The organism is Bradyrhizobium sp., from assembly GCF_050014615.1.
In the GTDB taxonomy this organism is placed as follows: domain Bacteria; phylum Pseudomonadota; class Alphaproteobacteria; order Rhizobiales; family Xanthobacteraceae; genus Bradyrhizobium.
In genome coordinates this window covers 1-23,246 of the sequence record NZ_JBEKCZ010000024.1, presented here as the reverse complement: position 1 = coordinate 23,246, position 23,246 = coordinate 1, and the positions used below count along the sequence as shown (strand labels likewise).

Here is a 23,246-nt window from a genome sequence, read left to right as displayed (position 1 = left end):
CAAGGCCCTTTGGTCGTCCGGGCGAACGCCGGGCCGATAACCACCGATATTGATCGTCGCTGAAGATTTTTCCAGCGTCCCCCTCGCAGGACACGGCGTATGGATCCCGGCGTTCGCCGGGATGACGATGGGAGTCGCAAAAAAGGCCCCGGTTGCGAACCGGGGCCTCGTTTTATGACGGTCAGGAAGCCAGGCTTACTTGTCGGTGCGCTGCTTGAGCGCGGTGCCGAGAATGTCGCCCAGCGTCGCCCCCGAATCGGAGGAGCCATACTGCGCGATGGCCTCCTTCTCTTCGGCGACTTCCAGCGCCTTGATCGAGACCTGCACCTTGCGGGCCTTCTTGTCGAACTGGATCACGCGCGCGTCGACCTTTTCGCCGACGGCGAAACGCTCGGCGCGCTGATCGGAGCGCTCACGCGCCAGTTCGGACCGCTTGATGAAGGTGGTGAAGTCGGTTCCGGCGATCTTCACATCGATGCCGCTTTCCTTCACCTCGAGCACTTCGCAGGTCACGACCGCGCCCTTCTTGACGTCGCCCGGCTCGGCGAACGGATCGCCCTCGAGCTGCTTGACGCCGAGCGAGATGCGCTCCTTCTCGACATCGACGTCGAGCACCACGGCCTTGACCATGTCGCCCTTCTTGAAGTTGTCGATCACCTGCTCGCCCGGCAGCTTCCAGTCGAGATCGGACAGATGGACCATGCCGTCGACGTCGCCCTCGAGGCCGAGGAACAGGCCGAACTCGGTCTTGTTCTTGACCTCGCCCTCGACCGTCGATCCGACCGGGAACTTCTCGATGAACACTTCCCAGGGATTGCGCATGGTCTGCTTGAGGCCGAGCGAAATCCGGCGCTTGACCGAATCGACTTCGAGAACCTGCACTTCGACTTCCTGCGAGGTCGAAACGATCTTGCCGGGATGCATGTTCTTCTTGGTCCACGACATTTCCGAGACGTGGATCAGACCTTCGATGCCCGGCTCCAGTTCGACGAACGCGCCGTAGTCGGTGATGTTGGTGACGCGGCCGGTGAAGCGCGAATTGAGCGGATACTTGGCCTCGATGCCCTGCCACGGATCATCAAGCAATTGCTTCATGCCGAGCGAGATGCGGTGGGTCTCGTGGTTGATCTTGATGATCTTGACCTTCACGGTCTGACCGATGGTCAGCACTTCGGTCGGGTGATTGACCCGGCGCCAGGCGATATCGGTGACGTGCAGCAGGCCGTCGATGCCGCCGAGGTCGACGAACGCACCGTAATCGGTGATGTTCTTGACGACGCCGTCGATGACCTGACCCTCTTCGAGATTCTGCACCAGTTCCTGGCGCTGCTCGGCGCGGGTCTCTTCCAGAACGGTCCGGCGCGACACCACGATGTTGCCGCGGCGCCGGTCCATCTTGAGGATCTGGAACGGCTGCGAATTGTTCATCAGCGGCGCGACGTCGCGGATCGGGCGGATATCGACCTGGGAGCGCGGCAGGAAGGCCACCGCGCCGTCGAGGTCGACGGTGAAGCCGCCCTTGACCTGATTGAAGATGACGCCGTGAACCTTCTCGTTGTTGTTGAAGGCCTTCTCGAGCTTGCCCCAGCTCTCCTCGCGGCGCGCCTTGTCGCGCGACAGCACGGCTTCGCCGAGCGCATTCTCGATGCGGTCGAGGAACACCTCGACCTCGTCGCCGACCTTGAGTTCGCTTTCGCGGCCGGGTCCTGCGAATTCACGCAGCGCCACGCGGCCTTCGGTCTTGAGGCCGACGTCGATGACGGCCATGTCCTTCTCGATCGCAACCACAATGCCCTTGATGACAGAGCTTTCCTGCAGGTTGCCGCCGGCGAAGGATTCGTCGAGCATGGCGGCAAAATCGTCGCGGGAAGGATTATAGGAAGCAGCAGTCGAAGCCATTTGTTCTCCAGATGCGGGTATCGCCGGCGATTGGGGTTAAGGGGCGCATCGGGCGTGAAGTGTTAGAGGTCCGCAACCCCTAACGACCGCGTTTGCGAAAAGCGCAACAGCGGGCCGGCAGCATGACTGCACGTTCGATACGTTGGTTTTTATCCGGAACCTGAACGAAGCAAATCGGCCTCGGGATATCGATGTTCAAGACCTGGAGCGGGCTTTCCTCCAATGACGGCAGCGGTTTCGTTTGAACACGCTCATACGAAAACGTTCAAACCCGCTGCCGGCCCGCTCGGACGGCCTCGACAATGTCGATGGCGGCCCGGACGCCGCCTTCTATATCCAAATGCGAGTTATCGAGCAAGTGAGCATCCGCTGCCGCTTTCAGGGGGGCGGTCGGCCGGTTCCGGTCGCGTTCGTCGCGCCGCAGAATATCGGCCAGCACCGCGGCCTCGTCGGCGTCCTCACCCCTGGCCCTGGCTTCCAGGGTCCGGCGCCGGGCGCGGACTTTCGGGTCGGCGACGACGAAAATCTTCACATCGGCGTCCGGGCAGATCACGGTTCCGATGTCGCGGCCGTCGAGCACCGCGCCCGGCGGACCGGCCGCGAATTGCCGCTGAAAGTTCAGTAATACCTCCCGTACCCTGGGAATCGCCGAGACCACGGAGGCGGCGTCGCCCACTTCCTGGGTCTTCAGCGCCGGATTGCCGAATTTTTCGGGATCGAGCTCAAGCGCCGCGGAGACCGCGAGTACCTCGTCGGTCAGGTCGGCGCCGGCGTCGAGCAGCGCCTTGGCGACCGCCCGGTAGATCACGCCGGTATCAAGGTGACGATAGCCGTAATGCTTGGCGAGGCGCTTGCCGAGCGTGCCTTTTCCCGAGGCCGCCGGTCCGTCGATGGCGATGATCATGAAAACTCCGCCCCCAGCGAACGCATCATCGGAATGAAATCCGGAAAACTGGTGGCGATGAACGCGGTATCGTCGACCTTGACCGGCTTGTCGGAGGCAAGACCCATCACCAGCGCCGACATCGCGATACGATGATCCATGTGGGTGGCGACCAGACCATCGCCCGCGACATGGCCCTTGCCTTCGACGATCAGGTCATCGCCCACGATCTCGACCTTGACGCCGTTGACGCGCAGCATCGCGGCAGTCGCCTCCAGCCGGTCGGATTCCTTGACCCGCAATTCCTGCAGGCCGCGCATGATGGTGGTGCCTTCGGCAAAGGCCGCCGCCACCGCCAGCACCAGATATTCGTCGATCATCGAGGGCGCGCGCTCCGGCGGCACCTCGACGCCACGCAGCCGCGAGGCGCGCACCCGAAACTGCGCCATCGGCTCGCCGGCGTCGCCACGAACCAGGCTTTCCTCGATCGAGGCGCCCATCTCGCGCAGCGTCGTGAACAGCCCGGTGCGCAGCGGATTGGTCATGACATCCGACAGCACGATGTCGGAACCTTCGACAATCAATGCCGCCACGATCGGGAATGCCGCCGATGACGGATCGGCCGGCACCACAACTTCCGCGCCATGCAGTTCAGGCTGTCCGATGAGGGCGATGCTGCGGCCGTGACGGCCTTCCGGCGTTGAGACGATCTGCGCGCCGAAATGTTTCAGCATCAGCTCGGTGTGGTCGCGGCTGGCCTCGGTCTCGATCACGGTGGTGACGCCAGGCGCGGCCAGCCCTGCCAGCAGCACGGCGGATTTGATCTGCGCCGAAGCCACCGGGGTGCGGTAAAGAATCGGCAACGGGTCGCGCGCGCCATGGAGCGTCAGCGGCAGGCGGCCGCCTGGCCCGCTGGCGCCGACCCTGGCGCCCATCAATTCCAGGGGATCGAGCACCCGCCGCATCGGTCTCGAGCGCAGCGACGCGTCGCCGTCGAAAACAGCCGTAATCGGGCAACCGGCGACCGCGCCCATCACCAGCCGGCAGCCGGTGCCGGAATTGCCGAAATCGAGCGGGGCCTCCGGCTGCGCGAACCCGGTCACCCCGACGCCGCGTACCGACCAGGCAAAATCCCCGGATCGTTCCACCCGGGCGCCCAAAGCCCGCATGGCTTTGGCGGTATTCAACACGTCTTCGCCCTCCAGCAGGCCCGAAATCCGGGTTTCGCCAACCGCCAGCGCGCCCAAAATCAGGGCACGGTGCGAAATCGACTTGTCGCCGGGAACCCGGACCTTCCCGGTCAGGGGTCCGCTGGAGCGGGCTTCAAGCGGCGTCGGTCGATCTGCAAGGTGATCCGAATGGGTCAAGATTGTGTCCTCTGCGCTGGCGGCAGGTATCACATGGGGCGCGCGGCGTCACGATAGCCTCTGTCTCCCGCAAAGCGCTATTGACAGCAGCGTCTCAACTAGCCAAGTGAAGCACCGTTTTTCGAAAAATTCCCAGGATTCCACACGTGGCCAAATCCGATCTCGGAACCAAACGCATTTGCCCGACGACGGGTAAGAAATTCTACGACCTCAACAAGAACCCGGTGATCTCGCCCTATACTGGCGAGGTGGTGCCGATCGCGCCGATTCCACCACCGCGCACCCGCGCCGACGCCGCCGCGCGCGCCAGCGCGGCCGCCGCCGCCTCGGCCGCCGAGGCAACGCCGGAACCGGTCGAGGCGGAAGAATTGGTGCCGCTCGAGGAAGCCGACGCCGAGGAGAACACCGGCAAGGTCAAGGCTGTCGTTCCCGAATCGGAAGACGATATCGAGATCGACGAAACCATCGAAGACGACGACGATGATGATTCGACCTTCATCGCCGACGAGGAAGAAGGCGACGAGGACGTCACCGACATTATCGGCGACGTCGGCGGCGACGAGGAGACTTGAGATCAGCCCTGAACTGTGTTCAGGGTTTTGCCCGCGCCGCCCACAGGCGTGTGGAGAGCATGATCCGAAAGACCATGCTCTGACGACAGGTTAAGGGGCCATAGCTCAGCTGGGAGAGCGCTTGCATGGCATGCAAGAGGTCGGCGGTTCGATCCCGCCTGGCTCCACCAGCCTTCGCAGGCTGCGCCTGCTTCGGCTCGGCAAGCCCCATCGAAGCGAAGGCTGCCGCGTCGTAGCCCGAAGGGCGAAGACGGGCCTCGGCAACCGATGAAATACGTTTACATCCTAGAAAGTCAGGATCTTGAGCACTTCTACGTCGGCATCACCGACGACGTGCCAGCTAGATTGGTCAAGCACAACGCGGGCAAAGTGGCGCATACTTCGAAATACAGACCGTGGAAGTTGAAAACCTATGTCGCGTTTAGCGACGAAAAGCAGGCTTTCGCATTTGAAAATATTTGAAGTCTGGCTCCGGCCGCGCCTTTGCGAAGAAGCGCCTGTGACGACTGAAACCGCCGCAAGCAGCTACTCCCCGAGCGCGGAATTCAGCCGGTCACGAAGGCCGATCAGCTGGTTCTTCATCGCCGTCAGCTCGGTGACCGAGCAGGCCGAGGCGGCAAGGATCGCCTGGGGCACCGCCCGGGCCTTTTCGCGAAGGGCCTGCCCCCGGGAGGTCAGCGCGATCAGCACTTGCCGCTCGTCTTCGGTGCTGCGGGTGCGCTTGATGAGTTCGGCGGCCTCGAGCCGCTTGAGCAGCGGGGTCAGGGTGCCGGAATCGAGAAACAGCCGATCGCCGATCTCCCTGACGGACAGGCCGTCGCGCTCCCACAGCACCAGCATCGCCAGATATTGCGGATAGGTCAGCCCGAGCCGCTCAAGCAATGGCTTGTAGACCCGGTTGAACGCGTGCGCGGTGGAATAGATCGCGAAACACAGTTGATTGCCGAGCAGCAGCGGCTGGTCGATCCCGTTTTTCTTGGCCATGGGCCACCTCGTCAGATCACAGACTCACCGGTTCATTCTGGGCCCGGCCCTGCCCGCAATCAATTGCAGCCAATTAAATTGTACACGTTCAATATTTGTTGTATTGCACACAATTCAATTGTGTGCAATACAAATGGCGTTGAAACCGCAACCGGAGGAGACCACCATGTCGGTAAATGTGCTCTACAAAACCAGCGCCAAGGCTACTGGCGGCCGTGACGGCGAGGCTGCCACGCTGGATGGATCGTTGAAAGTCAAACTCGCCACGCCGAAGGAACTCGGAGGCGGCGGCGGCGCCGGCAACAATCCCGAACAGCTTTTCGCGGCCGGATATGCCGCCTGCTTCATCGGTGCGATGAAGTTCGTGGCTTCGCAAGGCGGCCCGAAAGTGCCCGCCGATGCGTCGGTGACCTCGACCGTGGGCATCGGACCGCGCGCGGCCGGCGGCTTTGGCCTGGATATCGCCCTCGACGTCTCGCTGCCCGGGCTTGCCCGCACCGAGGCCGAGGCTCTGGTGGAGAAGGCACACCAGGTATGCCCCTATTCCAACGCCACGCGGGGCAATGTGGATGTTCGGCTGAAGGTTGTGTAACGGCCCGCCCAAGACAACCGCGGGCTGTTCGCCGCACCTAAGTCGACCGGCGGCCGGCGAGGTCCACCTCGACGGCCGTCCTGACATACGCCTACGCGCCAGAAAGCATTGCTGGCGCGGCCGAACCTCGCTAGCTCTGGAAATCGAACGCACTTCCTGTTCCGATTGATTCCCCTTTGAGCGAAGGTTGTTTCCATGAGTTCTCAAACCGCCGCTGGCGCCATGACCGGACTGCGCGTGATCGACCTCACGCGGGTGCTCGGCGGCCCCTATTGCACGCAGATCCTGGCCGATCACGGCGCTGACGTGATCAAGGTCGAGCCGCCCGCCGGCGACGAGGTGCGCGACTGGGGACCGCCGTTCCATGAAGATGACGCGGCCTATTTCGTCGGCATCAACCGCAACAAGCGCTCGATCGGCCTCGACCTCGCGTCCGAGGGCGGCCGCAATGTGCTGATGAAGATGCTGGAGAGCGCCGACGTCCTGATCGAAAATTTCAAACCGGGCACGCTCGACAAATGGGGCATCGGCAACGACGTGCTGCGCCAAAAATTTCCCAAACTCGTGCATTGCCGGATCTCGGGCTTCGGCGCCGACGGCCCGCGCGGCGGCAATCCCGGCTATGACGCGATCATCCAGGCCATGACCGGAATGATTGCCGCGACCGGCTCGCCGCAATCCGGACCTATGCGGATCGGCGTTCCCGTTGTCGACATCACGACAGGGCTTTATGCGGCGATCGGAATCCTGATGGCGCTTTCGGAGCGGCAACGATCCGGCGTCGGGCAGTTTCTCGAAACCACGCTGTACGAAACCGGCCTCGCCGTCATGCATCCGCATGCCGCGAATTATTTCATGCACGGCAAGCCGCCGCAGCTCACCGGCAACGAGCATCCCAATCTGGTGCCCTATGCGATCTTCCCGACCCGCACCGACAACATCTTCATCGGTGTCGGCAATGACGGCACCTTCCGCAAGCTGGCCAAGGAAATCGGCAAGCCCGAACTCGGCACCGATCCGCGCTTTGCGCGCAACAAGGACCGCATCGCCAACCGCGATGCGCTGCGCGCCGAGCTCGCCGCGGTGTTCAGTCAGCACGACGCCGCGCCCTTGTGCGATCGGCTGCTCGCGGCCGGGCTGCCGGCCGGACCGGTGCAGTCGATCGACCAGGCCCTGACCAACAGCCACACCGTCTATCGCGGCGATGTCATCGAAAAGGACTGGTACAAGGGGGTTGCTTCCCCGATCCGTCTCGACCGCAGCAAGCCGAGCCTGCGCCGCGTGCCGCCGAAATTCAGCCAGCACGCCACCGAGGTGCTGACGGAGTTTGGCTATTCCGGCAGCGAGATCGACGCGCTGGTCGCCAAGGGCGTCGTTTGCGGCCCGGAGCGTAAGCGTTAACCTTTCGAGCTCGATGCGACGGGTAGCGGCGCTTTGCCACGGCCCAAAGCGGATTCCTGAGGTGCTTGAACACCCTTCAAATCATGCCCATATTGGCTATTGATCGGGCGGCAAATCCGCCATCCGGTCGCAATGGGGCGCCGCAAGGGCCCTGAAACTTCAAAGTCGCTTCGAGAGGACTTTGCAAACTATGTCGCGTGTTCCTTCGCTATCCAGTCCGTTCCTGTTGGGATTCGACGAAATCGAGCGTGCGCTCGATCGCGTCGTCAAAGGCGCCGACGGTTATCCTCCCTACAACATCGAGCGCTGCGACCGCAGCAATGGCCAGCCTGAACGCTTGCGCATCACGCTGGCGGTGGCGGGATTTACCCGCGACCAACTCGATGTAACCATTGAGGAAAACCAGCTCGTGATCCGGGGCCGCCAGCAGGACGACAAGGCCCGGCAATACATCCATCGCGGCATCGCCGCGCGCCACTTCCAGCGCACCTTCGTGCTGGCGGAGGGGATGCTGGTGCTGGGCGCGGATCTGAAAAACGGGCTGTTGTCGATCGATCTGGCCCGGCCGGAGCCGGAAAAGGTCGTTAAGACAATTGCTATCAATGAACACGAATAATGGAACGAGGAGCGGACTCGACCGCTTAGTCTGACAGAGGAGTCGAGACCATGACTGAAGCTGAAGTAGTGTTTGAAACAGCCGGTGTCTCCACCGAGGCGCTGGCGAGCCTGGGCGAAGGCCATATCGCCTATGTGAAGCAGATCCGCTCCGAGGATGTACCGGGACTGTTTCCCGAGGCGCCGAAGATCGCACCGGGCCTGAAGCTGTTCGCGCTCCATGCCGCCGACGGCACGCCGATCATGCTGACCGATAGCCGGGAAGCCGCGATCGCCAACGCCTGGAGCAATGAACTGCAGGCCGTCAGCGTTCACTGACGAAGCGCTTGCTTCTGTCACTGACCGAGCCATTGCTCGTGTCACTGACGAAGCGCTTGCTCGTGTCACTGACCGAGCCGTTGCTCCTGTCACCGACGGGGCGTAGCGAAGCTGAAGACGATGTCATACGCGGGCGTAAACCCCCGCGTATCCATCGATCTTTCCAAATCGATTTTCGCAACAAGCATTTTCACAAACAGATCGATGGCGGGGCGTGGAGAAATCCGCGCAAGGCGGAAGGCTGTGCCTGGCGATAACAGCCGCCGGCGTTAATCTTTTTTGACGCGTTTTCTTTACGCGAACCGGTGTCCACGGAGCCTGTCATCGGGCGCGCATTCGCGCGGCCCGTTGGCTTGAAAACGCTCTACGCGGCGCTTGCCGGCGGCAGCGCCAGCACCGAATAGATCGCCTGGGCGTCGCGCGAGGCGCGCAATTTCTTGGCGACATCCTGATCGCGCAACAGCCGGGCGATGCGGGCCAGCGCCTTGAGGTGATCGGCGCCCGCGCCTTCCGGCGCCAGCAGCAGGAACACCAGATCGACCGGCTGGCCGTCCATCGCCTCGAAATCGATCGGGCGCTCAAGACGGGCAAACAACCCGAACAGCTTTTCCAGTTTGGGCAGCTTGCCGTGCGGGATCGCGACGCCATAGCCGACCGCGGTGGTGCCGAGCTTCTCCCGCTGCAACAGCACCTCGAAGACCGCGCGTTCGTTCTGCCCGGTCAGGCTGGCGGCCCGCGCCGCCAGTTCCTGCAGCGCCTGCTTCTTGCTGTTGACTTTCAATGCCGGGAGAATCGCCTCGGGTGCGACCAGGTCGGTAATCGTCATTGGGCGTTCCGAGGTGAATTGACCGTCAGGTTGCGAAATAGGCTTCAGCTGTTGTCGTCAAGGAGATGGGGCGGGAGCGGCCTTCCGCCTGATCCTAATTGGGGGGCTTCTACTCCAACGCAAGCGCGGTGCCAACTCCCGCGGAGGTATTCCCACCCCCTATCGTTAAGGGCGCGGACCATAGGGAGGGGCCCCGGGGGCGTCAATGCCGGGCACACCCTACCCCCCGGAGTTAACCACAGGGGGATCGACCCAACCCACATTGCCGTCCGGCCGCCGGTAAATGATGTTCACCCGGCCGCTGGAGCCATGCTGGAACACGATGCAGACGGCGCCGGTCAAATCCAGTTCCATCACGGCTTCGCTGACCGAAAGGCGCTTCAGCGCGGTGGTGGCCTCGGCGATGATGACCGGGCTGTAGCCGGCGATCTCGTCATCGCCATCCGCCGGCGCCTCGATCACATAGCTCGGCGCGTCCAGCGTCGGGGCCACCATCTCCGCCAGCGCCGCCGAGGCCGCATGGGCCTTGCGGGCGGAGCGATCCTTGAGGCGGCTCTTGTAGCGGCGCAGCCGCTTCTCGATCATGATCAAGGCCTGATCGGCGCTGGCATAGGCGTCGGCGGCGTTGGAATCCGCCTCAAGCGTGATTCCGGAATCCAGATGCAGCGCGCAGTCGGTGCGGAAACCGAAACCATCCTTGCTCAGCGTGATGTGGCCGGAATAGTTGCCATCGAAATATTTGCGCAGCACTTCATCGGTGCGCTCGCTGACGCGTCCGCGCAACGCGTCACCGACGCTGATGCTTTTTCCCGAGATTCGGAGAGTCATGTTGATCCCTCTTGAGGCCTCGATTCTGGAACGGAACCGACACTATGCCGATTTGGCCAAGACGCAATTAGACCCGCAATCAGGCGTCATCAGGCAGGCTGCGTATCCCGGGACCGGTCAGAGGAGGCGGCGGGCGCCGAGAGCGCATTACCGAGCATACTTTGTTTGTCGCGGCGCCGCTGCACCGACGAGGGGATTCGCATCGCTTCGCGGTATTTCGCGACGGTGCGACGGGCGATATCAATGCCCGATTCGCGCAATCGTTCCACGATGGTGTCGTCCGAAAGTATCACCGCCGGGTCTTCGGCATCGATCAGTTGTTTGATGTGGTGCCGAACCGCCTCCGCCGAATGGGCTTCGCCGCCGTCGGCCGATGCGATCGAGGCGGTGAAGAAATACTTTAATTCGAAACTGCCGCGATTGGTCGCCATGTATTTGTTGGCGGTGACCCGCGACACCGTCGATTCATGCATCTGGATCGCATCCGCCACCGCTTTCAAATTGAGCGGCCGCAGATGCGCCACGCCATGGGTGAAGAAGCCATCCTGCTGGCGCACGATCTCGGTTGCGACCTTGAGGATGGTGCGGGCGCGCTGGTCGAGCGCGCGGACCAGCCAGGTCGCGTTCTGCAGGCAATCGCTGAAATAGGATTTGTCGCCGTCCTTGCGGATCGTCTTCGACAGCTCGGTATAATAGACCTGATTGACCAGCACGCGCGGCAGCGTGTCGCTGTTGAGCTCGACGTGCCAGCCGCCATCGGGCCCGGGCCGCACATAGACGTCCGGCACCATGGTCTGCATCCGTGCCGAGCCGAATTTCAGGCCCGGCTTCGGATCGAGACGGCGGATTTCGCCGATCATGTCGGTGATATCATCGTCATCGACACCGCAGAATTTTCGCAAGGCGGCGATATCGCGCTTGGCCAGCAGATCGAGATGTTCGACCAGCGCCTGCATCGCCGGGTCGTAACGATTGAGTTCGCGCAGCTGGATCGCGAGGCACTCGCTTAAGGATCGCGCGCAGACCCCGGGCGGATCGAATTTCTGCAGCACCGCCAGAACCTGTTCGACGTCCGCCGGCGACGCCCCGAGCCGCTCGGCGGCCTGGCCCAGATCCGCCGGCAGATAACCGGCTTCATCGACCAGATCGATCAGGTATTGGCCAATCATGCGCTGCGCCGGGGCCGCGAAAGCCACCGCCAATTGTTCGGCGAGATGACTGCCGAGCGTAATCTCGGCGGCGACGAAGGCTTCAAGGTTGTAGCTGTCATCATTGGAGGCGCCGCCGCCCCATTCGGTATAGGCGGTCGGCGCCGCGTCCTGCGCGGTGCGCGCCGCGGCCTCCGCCGGCTCCTCGGAGAACACATTGTCGAGCCCGGTATCGAGGGTCTGCTCGATCTCGGCGCGGCTGCCGAGGTCGCGGTTCATCCATTCTTCCTGGACCGGCTCGAAATTCTCGCTCGTGGAACCGTTGCTGAACTCGGAACGCTCGCCGCCGGCATCGTCGCCGTAGGCGGACCCTCCCTCGTCGGAATCGGAGAATTCGGCCCGTTCCGGCATCGGTTCGCCGGCCACCGGGGGCTCGGAGCCGTCGCTGGCGCGCTCAAGCAGCGGATTTCGCTCCAGTTCCTCCTCGACAAAGGCCGAGAGGTCGAGATTCGACAGCTGCAGCAGCTTGATCGCCTGCATCAGCTGCGGCGTCATCACCAGCGACTGCGATTGGCGGAACTCTAATCTTTGCGTCAGCGCCATGGAGGCAAGAACCGATCCCGAAAAAGTTGGTCCGATTCTTGCTTAAACTAGTCCTGAGCCGATGTACACGGCTTGACGAATTGTAAAAATGGACTAGAGGCGAAATTCCCGCGAGGGTTAAAGCCGGAATTCCTCGCCGAGGTAAAGACGGCGTACATCCGGATCGTTGACGATCTCATCGGGACTTCCCTCCGTCAAGATCTCCCCCGCATAAACGATATAGGCGCGATCGGTCAGGCCCAGCGTCTCGCGCACATTGTGGTCGGTAATCAGCACGCCGATGCCGCGATTGGTGAGATGGCGGACCAGATCCTGAATGTCGCCGACCGCGATCGGATCGATGCCGGCGAAGGGTTCGTCGAGCAGCATGTAATTGGGCCGGGTCGCCAGCGCGCGGGCGATCTCGACGCGGCGCCGTTCGCCGCCCGACAGCGCAATCGACGGCGTTTTCCGCAACCGCGTGATGTTGAATTCGTCGAGCAGGGAATTGAGTTCGGCCTCGCGTTTCTTCTTGGAAGGCTCGACCACTTCGAGCACGGCGCGGATATTCTGCTCCACGGTCAGACCGCGAAAGATCGAGGCCTCCTGCGGCAGATAGCCGATGCCGAGCCGCGCGCGCTGATACATCGGCAGCTTGGTGACGTCGTGGCCGTCGAGCTCGATGCTGCCGCGATCCGCCTTGATCAGGCCGGTGATCATGTAGAAAACCGTGGTCTTGCCCGCGCCGTTCGGCCCCAGCAAACCCACCGCCTCGCCGCGGCGAACATAGATACTGACGCCGCGCACGACCTGGCGGGTGCCGAAACTCTTTTCCACGCTATGCACAGCCAGATAGCCCACGCGCGGTGACGGCCGCGGGGCGGCCGCGCCGTTGGTCTTGGCAGGAGGAGTCTTGGCCGGGCTCTTGACTGGCGTCGGGCGCGGTTTTTCGGCCCGGGGCGGATCCAGTTTCGGCAGCGGCGTATCGCGGGCCATCGGCGGCGCGTCGCGCACCGGGCTCGTCAACATCTCGCCCATGCTGTCGCCGAGCGCGGTGATATCCGCGCGCGAGCGCGCGAATCCGGGCGCGCCGCGTTTGGCCGGGCGTCGACGAAACATGCCGAGTAAATCCACCATTCCCGCTTCGTTCAGCCTTTCACGGTGATCCCGCGACCCGCCGCGGCGATTCGATCGCTCGCGCAACATGAAGGAATGGACGCCCCTTGCCCAGCGAAACACCCTCGATGTGAGGGGGATCGCACGGCTAGGGCATGGCCCGCCAAAGTGTCAGCGGTTAGGCGAAAAGGTCCCGCGCCCGGCCGATTGTTCCGGGCGCGGCTGGGTAGATATAGGCTGGCGCCGATGCGTTCAACCTCGTCGCGCCCCGACTTCACACAAGGTAATTGATATTACTTAGGTTTATTTGAGTTCCCCGGCCCGGACGGGCTGCTGGCCGGCGGCGCGCCCGGGAGGCCCGGGCCGCTCTGGCCGGACGACTGGAACAGGCCCTGCACGCGGCCTGAGTCGGATTCCACCCGCGACACGCCGGTGGTCATGTCCACCAGCAGGCGATCGCCGCGCAGCACATTCTTGCCCTGGGTCAGGACCACGCCGCCGAGCATGGTGACCAGGTTGGTCTTGGTGTCGAACACCGCGGTTTCGCCGGTGACGATCTGGTCCTTCTGTGTCACCACCACATTGCCTCGGGCTTCCAGCCGCTTGATCGACGAAGCGCCACCGGGACCGGGGGTCGCGGACTGGATCGGCGCCGCGGGGGCCGGCGCCGCTTTTGCCGCCGTCTTCGACGTGGCCGCGGGGGCGGCGGCGGGGGCTGCCGAATTTGATTCGTAGAACACCACCAGCGTTTTCGACGTCATGGTGGTGTCGCCCTGAATCACCTTCACATTGCCGGCGAAGGTCGCTTCCTTTTTCTTGTCGCGCATCTCAAGCGTGGCGGCTTCGATCTGGATCGGCTGATCGCGATTTTGCGAAAAGCCCTGCATCGCATTGGGCACGCCGGTGACCGCGCTCTGCGCGCTGGCCCCGTCGCCGGCCATCGCGAGCGCGAGCGCGGCCGCGCCGACGCAATATGCGATGCGCCGAAACCAAAACCGGGTACTGCGCGACAAGACCATCCTCATCAACATCATTTCGGGTTAGCGGATTTGCTGGCCACCGACCGCGTCTTGGCAGAATCCTTGGCGGAATCCCTGGCGGGATGGGCGGGAGCCGGAGGCGGCGCAGGCTCGGGCGCGCTCTCGGGAGGCGGCAGCTTGTCGATGTTCATCACGACATTGCCTTCAAACCTCACCACCTCGCCACCACCGGTAATCCTGAGCCGGTCGGAGGATATCGTTCCGTCCGCCCATTTCACGTCGACATGTTCGTCCGACGTCACCGTGCCATTGGCCATGTCGACAAAGGCCTGGCTCAGCCACGCTTCATAGCCTGTAGAGGTCTGCAAGTAGATGTCCTTATGCAAATCGAGCAATTGCTGTTTGTTATCCATCAGCCCGGTCAGCGCATCCAGCGTCACGGTCGACTGATCCTCCATCAACAGCTTGGCCCGCAATGTCCTGAGGTCGACGTGATCCGGATCGGTGACGTCCTGGGTCGCGGTCTTGGCCCAGACCTCGTAGGGCCGCCGATCAGGCGTGTAACCGGACATATGCGGCGATTCCATCGTGATCTTGGTGCCGGAGACGACGAGGTTGTCCATCTCGATCGGCAGCTTGGGCAACAGCATCCGGAATGGATTGAAGATCGACACCAGGACGATCGCCGCCATCGACAGCACCACCGCCGCCGGGACCGCAACCCGCAGCACCCGCACGATCCGGCTGTGGCGCGCGGCGATGGCAAAGCGCGCCTCCATTCCAGCTTGATAGGCAGGATTCTGAACCGAATTCACCACCGCTCCCGGCGAAGCAAGACCTGATCATTCTACCCGGGATCGCCGGACTGCGCAGCCGGGACCTCGTGTTACGAGTGTGTCCGAAACGGGGCAGGGGCGGCCGGCAAGCGCCTGAATGGGCGCTTGAACAGGTCTGGCGGCTCACGAATGCGCGAAAATATCCTCGGTGTCCCAGCCCTGCAGGTCGAGCTTCGCCCGCGTCGGTAGAAATTCGAAACAGGCCTGCGCCAGGCCGGTGCGGCCTTCGCGCGCCAGCATGAGATCGAGGCGTTCGCGCAGGCCATGCAGATGCAGCACGTCCGACGCGGCGTAGGCCAGCTGCGCCTCGCTCAGGGTTTGCGAGCCCCAGTCGCTGGATTGCTGCTGCTTCGACAGATCGATGTTGAGCACCTCGCGCACCAGATCCTTCAGGCCGTGGCGGTCGGTGTAGGTGCGGGTCAGCCGCGAGGCGATCTTGGTGCAGTACACCGGATGCGGCATCACACCGAAGGCATTGTAGAGGGCGGCGAGATCGAACCGCGCGAAATGGAAGATTTTGGTGATTTTCGGATTGGCGAGCAGCGCCTTCAAATTCGGCGCGTCGGCTGGATTCTTGCCGTGATCCTTCGGGATCTGGATGACGTCGGCGCTGCCGTCGCCATTCGACATCTGCACCACGCAGAGCCGGTCGCGATGCGGATGCAAGCCCATGGTCTCGGTATCGATCGCCACCGAATCGGTGTAGCGGGACAGATCAGCCAGATCGCCGCGATGCAGGCGTACAGTCATGATGCGTTAAAACCTCGTCGAATCGATGCGGACCAAACTACCGCCCAAATTCGAAAGAGGCGAGCGGCAGGGCCGCCACTCAGGCCAATAAAATCAGGACAAATCGCGCCGGCGCCCGGGTTCGATGGGCCGGCGACAGGCCCGGCGCGCTGACCGCACTTATTTGGCGCGCAGCTGGCCGATGGCGCTGAGCCAGTTTTCCATATGGAAGGTCCGGGCGATCTTGCCGTCCCGGATGGTCTGGATGTCGACGGCCATGATCCGGAAGCTCCTGCCGGAATGCGGCACGCCAAACAGGTCGCCCGACGGCGTGCCGGTCACCTCGCCGCGAACGATGACGCGATCGCCCGCCACCAGCACTTCCTTGATGTCGAATGTCATGTCGGGAATGCTGTTGGCAAAATTCGACACCACCTTGATCGAGGTCTCGCGGCCCCAACACTCGCCCGGCAGATAGCCGGCGCAGGATTCATAATCTTCGGTCAGGATTTGCTCCTGGATCGCTTTCACGTCGCCCCGGCTGGCGATGTTGAACAGGCTGTACCAGGGCGCGATGGCGGCGCGGGCTTGCGCTTGCGTGAGGCTGGTCATGGCTTTTTCCTCGATACTGACGGGGGTTTGCTGGGTCTGCGCGACGCTTCTTTGAACGAAGCCTCCTTGAGCGAGGCTGGGTGCCGGGATGAACAACAATGCCGCGATCGGGAGAAATATGTATGTCATCCTACATACTATGAAGGTCGACATACTGATTTGCAAGTGATATTTGCGGGCATGGCCAAAGCTTCTGATTCCAAAGGGAAAACGCTGGCCGCCGCGGCCCGGTTGTTTCGCCAGCAGGGCTATCACGGCACCGCTTTGCACGACATTCTGGCCGCCGGCGGCTCGCCGCGGGGCTCGCTCTATTTCCATTTCCCGGGGGGCAAGGAGGAGATCGGCGAGACCGCGCTGACACTCGCCGGCGAAGCCGTGCGCCAGGCCATCGCGCACGCCGCCGAGACTTCCGAGAGCGCCGAGATGTTTGTGACGCGGATCGCCCGCGGCATGGCGTCCGATCTGGAAAAGTCCGATTTCAGGGAAGGTTGCCCGATCGCGACCACCGCGCTCGAAACATCGGCGCAATCCGATGGGCTGGGCGCCGCGACCCGTGGCGCCTTCGAGAAGTGGGAAAACGAAATCAGGCGAGGGCTGGAGCGCTTCGGCATGACTTCAGACCGCGCCGATCTGACCGCGACCCTGGTGCTGAGCCAACTCGAAGGCGCGCTGTTGCTGGCGCGCACCTACCGCAGCCTGGCGCCGATGCAGCGCGCCGAACAGGCATTGAAACTTCTGGTCACGCCTGCCAATCTTGTTTGAGCATGACCTCCGCGCAAACGCCTCTGGCGTTTGTCGCGAGGGAAAACCGGTCCCTACTTTTCCGGATCATGCTCCAGAAATAAAATATTCGTCATTTCCATTTGGAAGCCTGACGCGGCAATACGTCCAACCTTTGCTTTGGATCCGACAGCGTCTCGCCCGCTTTTCGTTCTTGAACGTGTCGGCCTTGAATTTGCCGCGCGCCATCGCCCTTTGAATGAGCATCATGACCGAACAAACCGTGGTAGCGCCGATCGACGAACAGCAAGAACAGCAGCGCGGCTTCTCCCGTTACCAATCGCTCCTCGTCGCCTTGCTCGCCTTCGTCCAGTTCACGATCATTCTCGACTTCATGATCATGTCGCCGCTCGGTGCCATCATCATGCCGGCGCTGAATATCACGGCGGCGCAGTTCGGCGTGGCGGTTTCGGCCTATGCCTTCAGCGCCGGGATTTCAGGCATCCTGGCCGCCGGCTTCGCCGATCGGTTCGATCGCAAACGCCTGCTGTTGTTCTTCTATCTCGGTTTCACCGCGGGCACCGCGCTTTGCGCCCTGGCGCCGAACTACCATTTGCTCCTGCTCGGCAGGATCGTGACCGGATTGTTCGGCGGCGTGGTCGGCTCCGTCGTTCTGGCCATCGTCACCGACCTGTTTCCGTTGCATCTGCGCGGCCGGGTGATGGGCTTCGTGCAGACCGCGTTCGCGGCCAGCCAGGTGCTGGGCATTCCGGCCGGGCTTTTTCTCTCCAATCACTGGAGCTGGCATGTCGCCTTCGGCGCGCTGGTCGGCCTGTCGATCGCCACGATCGCCGCCGTGTTGCTGGTGATGCGTCCGGTCAACGCCCATCTCAAGCTCAAGCAGGACAACAACGCCTTTCAGCACTTGATCGAGACCGTCGGACAGCCGCGCTATACGCTGGCCTTCGGGGTGACGACGTTGCTGGCGACCGGCGGCTTCATGCTGATGCCGTTCGGCAGCGCCTATACGGTGAACAATATCGGCATCGATATCGTGCATCTTCCGACCATCTATCTCGTCTCCGGCCTGTTCAGCATTTTCACCGGCCCTCTGGTCGGCCGGGCGAGCGACACGTTCGGCAAGTATCCGGTCTTCATATTCGGCAGCGCGGTGTCGGTGGTCATGGTGCTGATCTACACCCATCTCGGTCACGTCGGGTTGACCACCGTGATCATCGTCAATGTCCTGATGTTCGTCGGCATCTTTTCGCGCATGATCCCGTCGCAGACGCTGATTTCGGCGATCCCCGTCCCCAGTCAACGCGGCTCGTTCAGCGCGATCAGCGCGTCCCTGCAGCAGCTCTCCGGCGGGCTGGGGTCGGTGCTGGCGGCGGCGATCATCGCGCAAAATGCCGACGGTTCGCTGCGGCATTTCGACCGGCTCGGATACATCGTCGTCGCGACGTCGATCCTGTCGCTGATCGCGATGTATTTTGTGCAGAAGTCGGTCGCGAACCAGCTCGGCAAGCAGGTGGTTTGACGAGAGCAGATCGGGCTGCAGCGGCCCGATCCGGCGATCCAACATAAATCAATGGTGCCCAGGAAAGGACTCGAACCTTCACGGCCGTTAAGCCACTGGCACCTGAAGCCAGCGCGTCTACCAATTCCGCCACCTGGGCATTAGGGGCGGTTACTACGGATCGGTCGCGCGCTTGTCAAATTGGCGACCGGCGCGCCAAATATACTACCCAGCGGGGCATGACGGCGCGGCGTGAAAGCGCTAAACAGCCTCGTGAATCCCTCTCGTCTGACCCGCAGGAAATGACCCCATGGCATCGAATCTGGACACCCTGGTTACGGTTTTCGGAGGATCGGGCTTTCTGGGGCGAAGCGTGGTCCGCGCGCTCTGCAAGCGCGATTACCGCGTCCGGGTGGCGGTGCGACGGCCGGAACTGGCCGGTCACCTGCAGCCGCTCGGCAAGGTCGGCCAGATCCACGCCGTCCAGGCCAATCTGCGCTATCCGGCGTCGGTCGAGGCCGCGATGCGCGACAGCCATGTCGCCATCAACCTGGTCGGCATCCTGGCGGAGAGCGGCGCGCAGACCTTCGATGCGGTGCAGGGGGCGGGTGCAGGTTCCGTGGCCAAGGCCGCCGCCGCGGCCGGCGCGCGGATGGTACATGTCTCCGCCATCGGCGCCGACGAGCACTCGCTGTCGCGCTACGCCCGCGCCAAGGCCGCCGGCGAAGAGGCGGTACTGTCGGCCGTCCCCTCCGCCACGATCCTGCGGCCCTCGGTCGTGTTCGGGCCCGAGGATCAGTTCACCAACCGCTTTGCCGCGCTGGCGCGGATGTCGCCGGCGCTGCCGCTGATCGGCGGAGGGGTGACCAAATTGCAGCCGGTCTATGTCGGCGATGTCGCGACCGCCGTCGCCGACGCTGTCGACGGCAAGACCAAGGCCGGCGCGACCTACGAGCTCGGCGGCCCGGAAGTGCTGACGATGCGCGAGATCATGGAAATCATCCTGGCGACCACCGAACGCCAGCGCATGCTGATTTCACTGCCGTTCGGGCTGGCGAAATTCCAGGCGCTGTTCCTGCAGTTCGCGCCCGGCGCGCTGAAGCTGACGCCGGATCAGGTGGCGCTGCTGCGCAGCGACAATATCGTGTCCGACGCGGCGAAAGCCGCCGGCCTCACCCTGGAGGGCCTCGGCATATCAGCCGATTCGCTGGAAGCGATCGCACCCCAATATCTCTGGCGCTTCCGCGCCGCCGGGCAATTTCAGAAGAAGAACGCTTAAACGATCCGTCGTCCCGGCGAACGCCGGAACCCATACGCCGCGGCCTATCGTGTTAGCCCCGGGGCGTAGACACCTTCTGTCACACCTAACGCCGGTGGTTATGGGTCCCGGCGTTCGCCGGGACGACACCGGACAAATTGCGAATAGTTCTACCGCCCCATCGCCAGCGCGATCAGGCCGAGCGTGCCGACGATGACGCGCCACCATGCGAACAGCGTGAAGCCGTGGCGGGTGACGTAATTCAGGAACGTCTTCACCACGATGATCGCGGTCACGAACGAGACCACGAAGCCGATCGCGATCAGCCCGATATGATCGGCGGTCATGTCGCCGCGGTTCTTGTAGAGGTCATAGGCGAACGCGCCGACCATGGTCGGGATCGCGAGGAAGAACGAGAATTCCGCCGCCGCGCGCTTGTCGGCGCCGAGCAGCATCGCCGCGACGATGCTGGCGCCGGAGCGTGACACGCCGGGGATCATCGCCAGGCACTGCGCGAATCCGATCGCCAGATACATCGGCAGCGGGAATGTCGTGGCGTCATGCTCGTGCGGATCGTGATCGAGCTGATCGACCCACAGCAGGATCGCCCCGCCGACGATCAGCGAAAAGCACACCACCCACGGATTGAACAAATAGGACTTGATGTAGCTGCCGGCCGCGGCACCGATCACGGCCGCCGGCAGAAACGCCACCAGCACGCCGATGACGAAGCGCCGGTCAGCGGGATTGGAGAACATGCCGAGCGCGATCCGCCACAATTTGACGAAATAGATCGCAAGAATGGCCAGGATGGCGCCGAGCTGAATCAGCACCGTGAAACTGTTCCAGAAACTGCCCTCGCCGAGATTGAAGAAACGTTCCGCCAGCAGCAGATGGCCGGTCGACGATACCGGGAGGAATTCCGTGACACCCTCGATAATGCCGAGAATGACCGCCCTTATTGAATCAGACATCATGACGTGGTCCGTTGTGCTCGACCGCAAAAAGCCGCGTTCTTCTCGCTTATTCGCCTGCCCGCCGCAACGTCAAAATACGGCAACACAGGGTTGCCTCGTTCGTCCGCTTCTGTAGTTTGACGCCGCACTGCGCCGTGTGGTGAGAGTTTCTTAAGCACCGCAAATTTATCAAGGAATATATGTTCACGCTGTTTCATCATCCGTTCTGCCCGCATTCGCGCTTCATTCGCCTGGCGCTTGGCGAACACGGGCTCGATCTGCGCCTGGTGGAAGAGCGGGTCTGGGAGCGGCGCGAGGCTTTTCTGGCACTGAACCCGGCGGGCACCACGCCGGTATTGATCGCCGAAGGCCGGCCTCCGATTCCCGGCGCCGCTGTGATCGCCGAATATCTGGATGAAACCCATGGCGCCGAGATCGGAGAGCGCCGGCTGATGCCGGCAGCGATCAGCGAGCGCATCGAAGTGCGCCGGCTGATGTCGTGGTTCAACGACAAGTTTTTCGAGGAAGCGTCCAATCCGCTGGTCACCGAGCGCATCTACAAGCGCTTCATCAGCGAGGGCGATGGCGGCGGCGCGCCGGCGGCGGAAGTGATCCGCGCGGCGAAGGCCAATGTGCGCTATCATCTGGCCTATATCGGCTGGCTGGCGCGAACACGGAATTTTCTCGCCGGCGACCGCCTCACCTATGCGGACCTCGCCGCCGCGGCGCATCTTTCGGCGATCGATTATCTGGGCGACGTGCCATGGATCGAGGACGACGCGGCAAAGGCCTGGTACGCGCGGGTGAAATCCCGCCCCTCGTTCCGTCCGCTGTTGAGCGAATGGCTGGCGGGCGTGCCGGCGTCGCAGACCTATGTGGACCTCGACTTCTGAACCAACCTGCCAGCCTTGCTCCCACCGAGCTGAAGCAAAAACTCGCCGACGAAGCCCGTGCGCTCGGGTTCGATTGCATCGGCGTCACCGGCCCCGATGCGATCGCGCAGGCAGGACAATATTTCCGCGAATTCCTCGATGCCGGCGCGCATGGCGACATGGACTGGCTGGCGGCACATCCACAGCGGCGCACCGATCCGCGCGTGCTGTGGCCGGGCGTACGCTCGGTGATCATGCTCGGCGTCAATTACGGCCCCGATCAGGATCCGCTTTTGATTCTGCGGCAGCGCAGCCGCGGCGCGATCTCGGTCTATGCGCAGGGCGACGATTACCACGACGTGATCAAGAAGCGCCTGAAGGTGCTGGCGCGATGGCTGGTCGCCGCCTCCGGCGACGAGGTCAAGGTGTTCGTCGACACCGCCGCGGTGATGGAAAAGCCGCTGGCGCAGGCGGCGGGACTGGGCTGGCAGGGCAAGCATACCAATCTCGTCTCGCGCCAGCTCGGCTCATGGCTGTTTCTCGGCGCGATCTTCACCGCATCGGAGCTGCCGCGCGACGCGGCCGACAGCGATCATTGCGGCTCGTGCCGGGCCTGTCTCGACATCTGCCCGACCGCGGCGTTTCCGGCGCCCTACAAGCTCGATGCGCGGCGCTGCATTTCCTATCTCACCATCGAAAACAAGGGCCCGATCCCGCACGAATTTCGAAAAGCCATCGGCAACCGCATCTATGGCTGCGACGATTGCCTCGCGGTCTGCCCCTGGAACAAATTCGCGCAAGCCGGCCATGAGGCCAAACTCGCGGCGCGTGAGGATTTGCGTGCGCCGGCGCTCGCGGACCTCGTGCGTCTCGATGACACGGCGTTTCGCGCGCGATTTACAAAATCGCCGGTCAAGCGCATCGGCCGCGACCGCTTCATCCGCAATGTCCTGATCGCGATCGGCAATTCGAACGACGGCGCCCTGGCCATCGAGGCCAAACATCTGCTGGCCGACCAGAGCCCGCTGGTTCGCGGCGCCGCGGTGTGGGCGCTGTCGCAATTGATGCCGCCCGAGGAGTTTGCGGCGCTGGCGGCGGAGGGCATCGAGGCCGAGAGCGATGAGACCGTGCGCGCCGAGTGGTATGGCGCTTGACGTTTTCCTCGTCATTCCGGGGCGCGAGTGAAACGAGCGAACCTCAGATGTGCAATTGCACATCGGGGAATCTCGAACTTCCGGGTTCGGCGCTATCGCGCCGCCCCGGAATGACGGAATAAAAAGCCTCACCCCATCTCCGCCACCGCGGCCAGCATCCGCGCGATGTCCTGCGGTCGCGACAGGCGGTGATCGCCATCCTGGATTACCGTCAGCACCACGTCGTCCACCGGCAGCCGATGCGCCAGCGCGAAGGCGTGCCGCCATGGCACGTCCGGATCCTGCGCGCCCTGCAGGATGCGAACCGGGCATCCGACGTCGATGACGCTGCCAAGCAGCAGATGGTTGCGGCCCTCCTCGATCAGCGCCCGCGTGATCGGATAGGGGTCGCCATATTCGGACGGCCGCAACCACACCCCCTTGGTCTCGATCTCGTGCCGGGCCTGCGGCGAAAAGCCCTTCCACATCAGCTCTTCGGT

The 23,246-nt window shown here is 63.1% G+C and carries 24 protein-coding genes, 2 tRNA genes and 1 pseudogene; 12 read left to right on the top strand and 15 right to left on the bottom strand.

Annotated elements, in window-relative coordinates:
- Nucleotides 1-195: 195 nt before the first annotated feature.
- The 3 genes from rpsA to aroA all read right to left on the bottom strand — a co-directional run bounded on the left by rpsA (nt 196) and on the right by aroA (nt 4,149).
- Nucleotides 196-1,899 carry a 30S ribosomal protein S1 gene (rpsA, locus tag ABR948_RS06245; RefSeq protein WP_428114690.1) on the bottom strand — a complete coding sequence of 568 codons (1,704 nt, stop codon included), beginning with the start codon at nt 1,897-1,899 and terminating at the stop codon, nt 196-198.
- 265 nt (nt 1,900-2,164) lie between these two features.
- Nucleotides 2,165-2,803 (bottom strand): (d)CMP kinase, encoded by a 639-nt coding sequence (gene cmk, locus ABR948_RS06240; RefSeq protein ID WP_428114688.1) that lies wholly within the window; start codon nt 2,801-2,803, stop codon nt 2,165-2,167.
- The gene (aroA, locus tag ABR948_RS06235; protein WP_428114685.1) at nt 2,800-4,149 is read right to left on the bottom strand and encodes a 3-phosphoshikimate 1-carboxyvinyltransferase; all 1,350 of its coding nucleotides are present in this window, start codon (nt 4,147-4,149) and stop codon (nt 2,800-2,802) included. The genes cmk and aroA overlap by 4 nt, the downstream gene beginning before the upstream one ends.
- 146 nt (nt 4,150-4,295) lie before the next feature.
- Between aroA and ABR948_RS06230 the strand changes: the two genes are divergently transcribed.
- The 3 genes from ABR948_RS06230 to ABR948_RS06220 all read left to right on the top strand — a co-directional run bounded on the left by ABR948_RS06230 (nt 4,296) and on the right by ABR948_RS06220 (nt 5,183).
- Complete coding sequence (locus ABR948_RS06230; RefSeq protein ID WP_079606505.1) at nt 4,296-4,721, top strand: TIGR02300 family protein; 426 nt, start codon at nt 4,296-4,298, stop codon at nt 4,719-4,721.
- A 94-nt stretch (nt 4,722-4,815) separates the two neighbouring features.
- A tRNA-Ala gene (locus tag ABR948_RS06225) sits at nt 4,816-4,891 on the top strand.
- A 97-nt stretch (nt 4,892-4,988) separates the two neighbouring features.
- A complete protein-coding gene (locus ABR948_RS06220; RefSeq protein WP_428114682.1) occupies nt 4,989-5,183 on the top strand; it encodes a GIY-YIG nuclease family protein in 195 nt (64 codons plus the stop codon).
- Between the two features lie 63 nt (nt 5,184-5,246).
- On the opposite strand, the gene ABR948_RS06215 is transcribed toward ABR948_RS06220, so the two are convergent.
- On the bottom strand, nt 5,247-5,705 hold the full coding sequence (locus ABR948_RS06215) for a MarR family winged helix-turn-helix transcriptional regulator (RefSeq protein ID WP_428114679.1): 459 nt from the start codon (nt 5,703-5,705) through the stop codon (nt 5,247-5,249).
- 166 nt (nt 5,706-5,871) lie between these two features.
- Here ABR948_RS06215 and ABR948_RS06210 point away from each other — a divergent pair, with 166 nt between their 5' ends.
- The 4 genes from ABR948_RS06210 to ABR948_RS06195 all read left to right on the top strand — a co-directional run bounded on the left by ABR948_RS06210 (nt 5,872) and on the right by ABR948_RS06195 (nt 8,631).
- Nucleotides 5,872-6,297, top strand: a complete 426-nt coding sequence (locus ABR948_RS06210; protein ID WP_428114676.1) for an organic hydroperoxide resistance protein — start codon at nt 5,872-5,874, stop codon at nt 6,295-6,297.
- 195 nt (nt 6,298-6,492) lie between these two features.
- On the top strand, nt 6,493-7,698 hold the full coding sequence (locus ABR948_RS06205; RefSeq protein WP_428114674.1) for a CaiB/BaiF CoA transferase family protein: 1,206 nt from the start codon (nt 6,493-6,495) through the stop codon (nt 7,696-7,698).
- Between the two features lie 190 nt (nt 7,699-7,888).
- Nucleotides 7,889-8,314 carry an Hsp20 family protein gene (locus tag ABR948_RS06200; RefSeq protein WP_428114671.1) on the top strand — a complete coding sequence of 142 codons (426 nt, stop codon included), beginning with the start codon at nt 7,889-7,891 and terminating at the stop codon, nt 8,312-8,314.
- A gap of 50 nt (nt 8,315-8,364) precedes the next feature.
- Complete coding sequence (locus tag ABR948_RS06195; RefSeq protein ID WP_428114669.1) at nt 8,365-8,631, top strand: BQ00720 family protein; 267 nt, start codon at nt 8,365-8,367, stop codon at nt 8,629-8,631.
- A 364-nt stretch (nt 8,632-8,995) separates the two neighbouring features.
- Here the strand turns inward: ABR948_RS06195 and ptsN are convergent, their stop codons facing one another.
- The 8 genes from ptsN to ABR948_RS06155 form a co-directional block, all read right to left on the bottom strand.
- A complete protein-coding gene (ptsN, locus tag ABR948_RS06190) occupies nt 8,996-9,457 on the bottom strand; it encodes a PTS IIA-like nitrogen regulatory protein PtsN (protein ID WP_213735763.1) in 462 nt (153 codons plus the stop codon).
- A 219-nt stretch (nt 9,458-9,676) separates the two neighbouring features.
- Nucleotides 9,677-10,285 carry a ribosome hibernation-promoting factor, HPF/YfiA family gene (gene hpf, locus ABR948_RS06185; RefSeq protein WP_428114666.1) on the bottom strand — a complete coding sequence of 203 codons (609 nt, stop codon included), beginning with the start codon at nt 10,283-10,285 and terminating at the stop codon, nt 9,677-9,679.
- Between the two features lie 89 nt (nt 10,286-10,374).
- Complete coding sequence (gene rpoN / locus ABR948_RS06180; protein WP_428114663.1) at nt 10,375-12,036, bottom strand: RNA polymerase factor sigma-54; 1,662 nt, start codon at nt 12,034-12,036, stop codon at nt 10,375-10,377.
- A 117-nt stretch (nt 12,037-12,153) separates the two neighbouring features.
- Nucleotides 12,154-13,152 (bottom strand): LPS export ABC transporter ATP-binding protein, encoded by a 999-nt coding sequence (lptB, locus tag ABR948_RS06175; RefSeq protein ID WP_428114660.1) that lies wholly within the window; start codon nt 13,150-13,152, stop codon nt 12,154-12,156.
- A gap of 272 nt (nt 13,153-13,424) precedes the next feature.
- The gene (locus ABR948_RS06170; protein WP_428114715.1) at nt 13,425-14,150 is read right to left on the bottom strand and encodes an LptA/OstA family protein; all 726 of its coding nucleotides are present in this window, start codon (nt 14,148-14,150) and stop codon (nt 13,425-13,427) included.
- Nucleotides 14,151-14,161: 11 nt separating this feature from the next.
- The gene (lptC, locus tag ABR948_RS06165; protein ID WP_428114657.1) at nt 14,162-14,926 is read right to left on the bottom strand and encodes an LPS export ABC transporter periplasmic protein LptC; all 765 of its coding nucleotides are present in this window, start codon (nt 14,924-14,926) and stop codon (nt 14,162-14,164) included.
- A gap of 144 nt (nt 14,927-15,070) precedes the next feature.
- Nucleotides 15,071-15,697 (bottom strand): ribonuclease D, encoded by a 627-nt coding sequence (locus tag ABR948_RS06160; protein WP_428114655.1) that lies wholly within the window; start codon nt 15,695-15,697, stop codon nt 15,071-15,073.
- Between the two features lie 159 nt (nt 15,698-15,856).
- Nucleotides 15,857-16,288, bottom strand: coding sequence for an ester cyclase (locus ABR948_RS06155; protein WP_428114653.1), 432 nt, complete (start codon nt 16,286-16,288; stop codon nt 15,857-15,859).
- A 180-nt stretch (nt 16,289-16,468) separates the two neighbouring features.
- Between ABR948_RS06155 and ABR948_RS06150 the strand changes: the two genes are divergently transcribed.
- Both ABR948_RS06150 and ABR948_RS06145 read left to right on the top strand, forming a co-directional pair.
- Nucleotides 16,469-17,050, top strand: coding sequence for a TetR/AcrR family transcriptional regulator (locus tag ABR948_RS06150; RefSeq protein WP_428114651.1), 582 nt, complete (start codon nt 16,469-16,471; stop codon nt 17,048-17,050).
- Between the two features lie 226 nt (nt 17,051-17,276).
- Nucleotides 17,277-18,548: an MFS transporter gene (locus ABR948_RS06145; protein ID WP_428114648.1), complete on the top strand. Its 1,272-nt coding sequence runs from the start codon at nt 17,277-17,279 to the stop codon at nt 18,546-18,548.
- 52 nt (nt 18,549-18,600) lie between these two features.
- Here ABR948_RS06145 and ABR948_RS06140 read toward each other — a convergent pair.
- A tRNA-Leu gene (locus ABR948_RS06140) sits at nt 18,601-18,687 on the bottom strand.
- A gap of 150 nt (nt 18,688-18,837) precedes the next feature.
- Between ABR948_RS06140 and ABR948_RS06135 the strand changes: the two genes are divergently transcribed.
- Nucleotides 18,838-19,806: a complex I NDUFA9 subunit family protein gene (locus ABR948_RS06135; protein WP_428114646.1), complete on the top strand. Its 969-nt coding sequence runs from the start codon at nt 18,838-18,840 to the stop codon at nt 19,804-19,806.
- A gap of 149 nt (nt 19,807-19,955) precedes the next feature.
- Here ABR948_RS06135 and ABR948_RS06130 read toward each other — a convergent pair whose 3' ends face one another.
- Nucleotides 19,956-20,762 (bottom strand): undecaprenyl-diphosphate phosphatase, encoded by an 807-nt coding sequence (locus ABR948_RS06130; RefSeq protein ID WP_428114644.1) that lies wholly within the window; start codon nt 20,760-20,762, stop codon nt 19,956-19,958.
- A gap of 179 nt (nt 20,763-20,941) precedes the next feature.
- Here ABR948_RS06130 and ABR948_RS06125 point away from each other — a divergent pair, with 179 nt between their 5' ends.
- Together ABR948_RS06125 and queG are read left to right on the top strand one after the other, a co-directional pair.
- Nucleotides 20,942-21,634 (top strand): glutathione S-transferase family protein, encoded by a 693-nt coding sequence (locus ABR948_RS06125; protein WP_428114642.1) that lies wholly within the window; start codon nt 20,942-20,944, stop codon nt 21,632-21,634.
- Entirely contained in the window at nt 21,583-22,767 is a 1,185-nt protein-coding gene (gene queG, locus ABR948_RS06120; RefSeq protein WP_428114639.1) for a tRNA epoxyqueuosine(34) reductase QueG, read from the top strand. Before ABR948_RS06125 ends, queG begins: the two co-directional genes overlap by 52 nt.
- Nucleotides 22,768-22,895: 128 nt before the next feature.
- On the opposite strand, the pseudogene ABR948_RS06115 reads toward queG, so the two are convergent.
- Nucleotides 22,896-23,246, bottom strand: a pseudogene (locus tag ABR948_RS06115) (alpha/beta hydrolase); the annotation flags it as partial.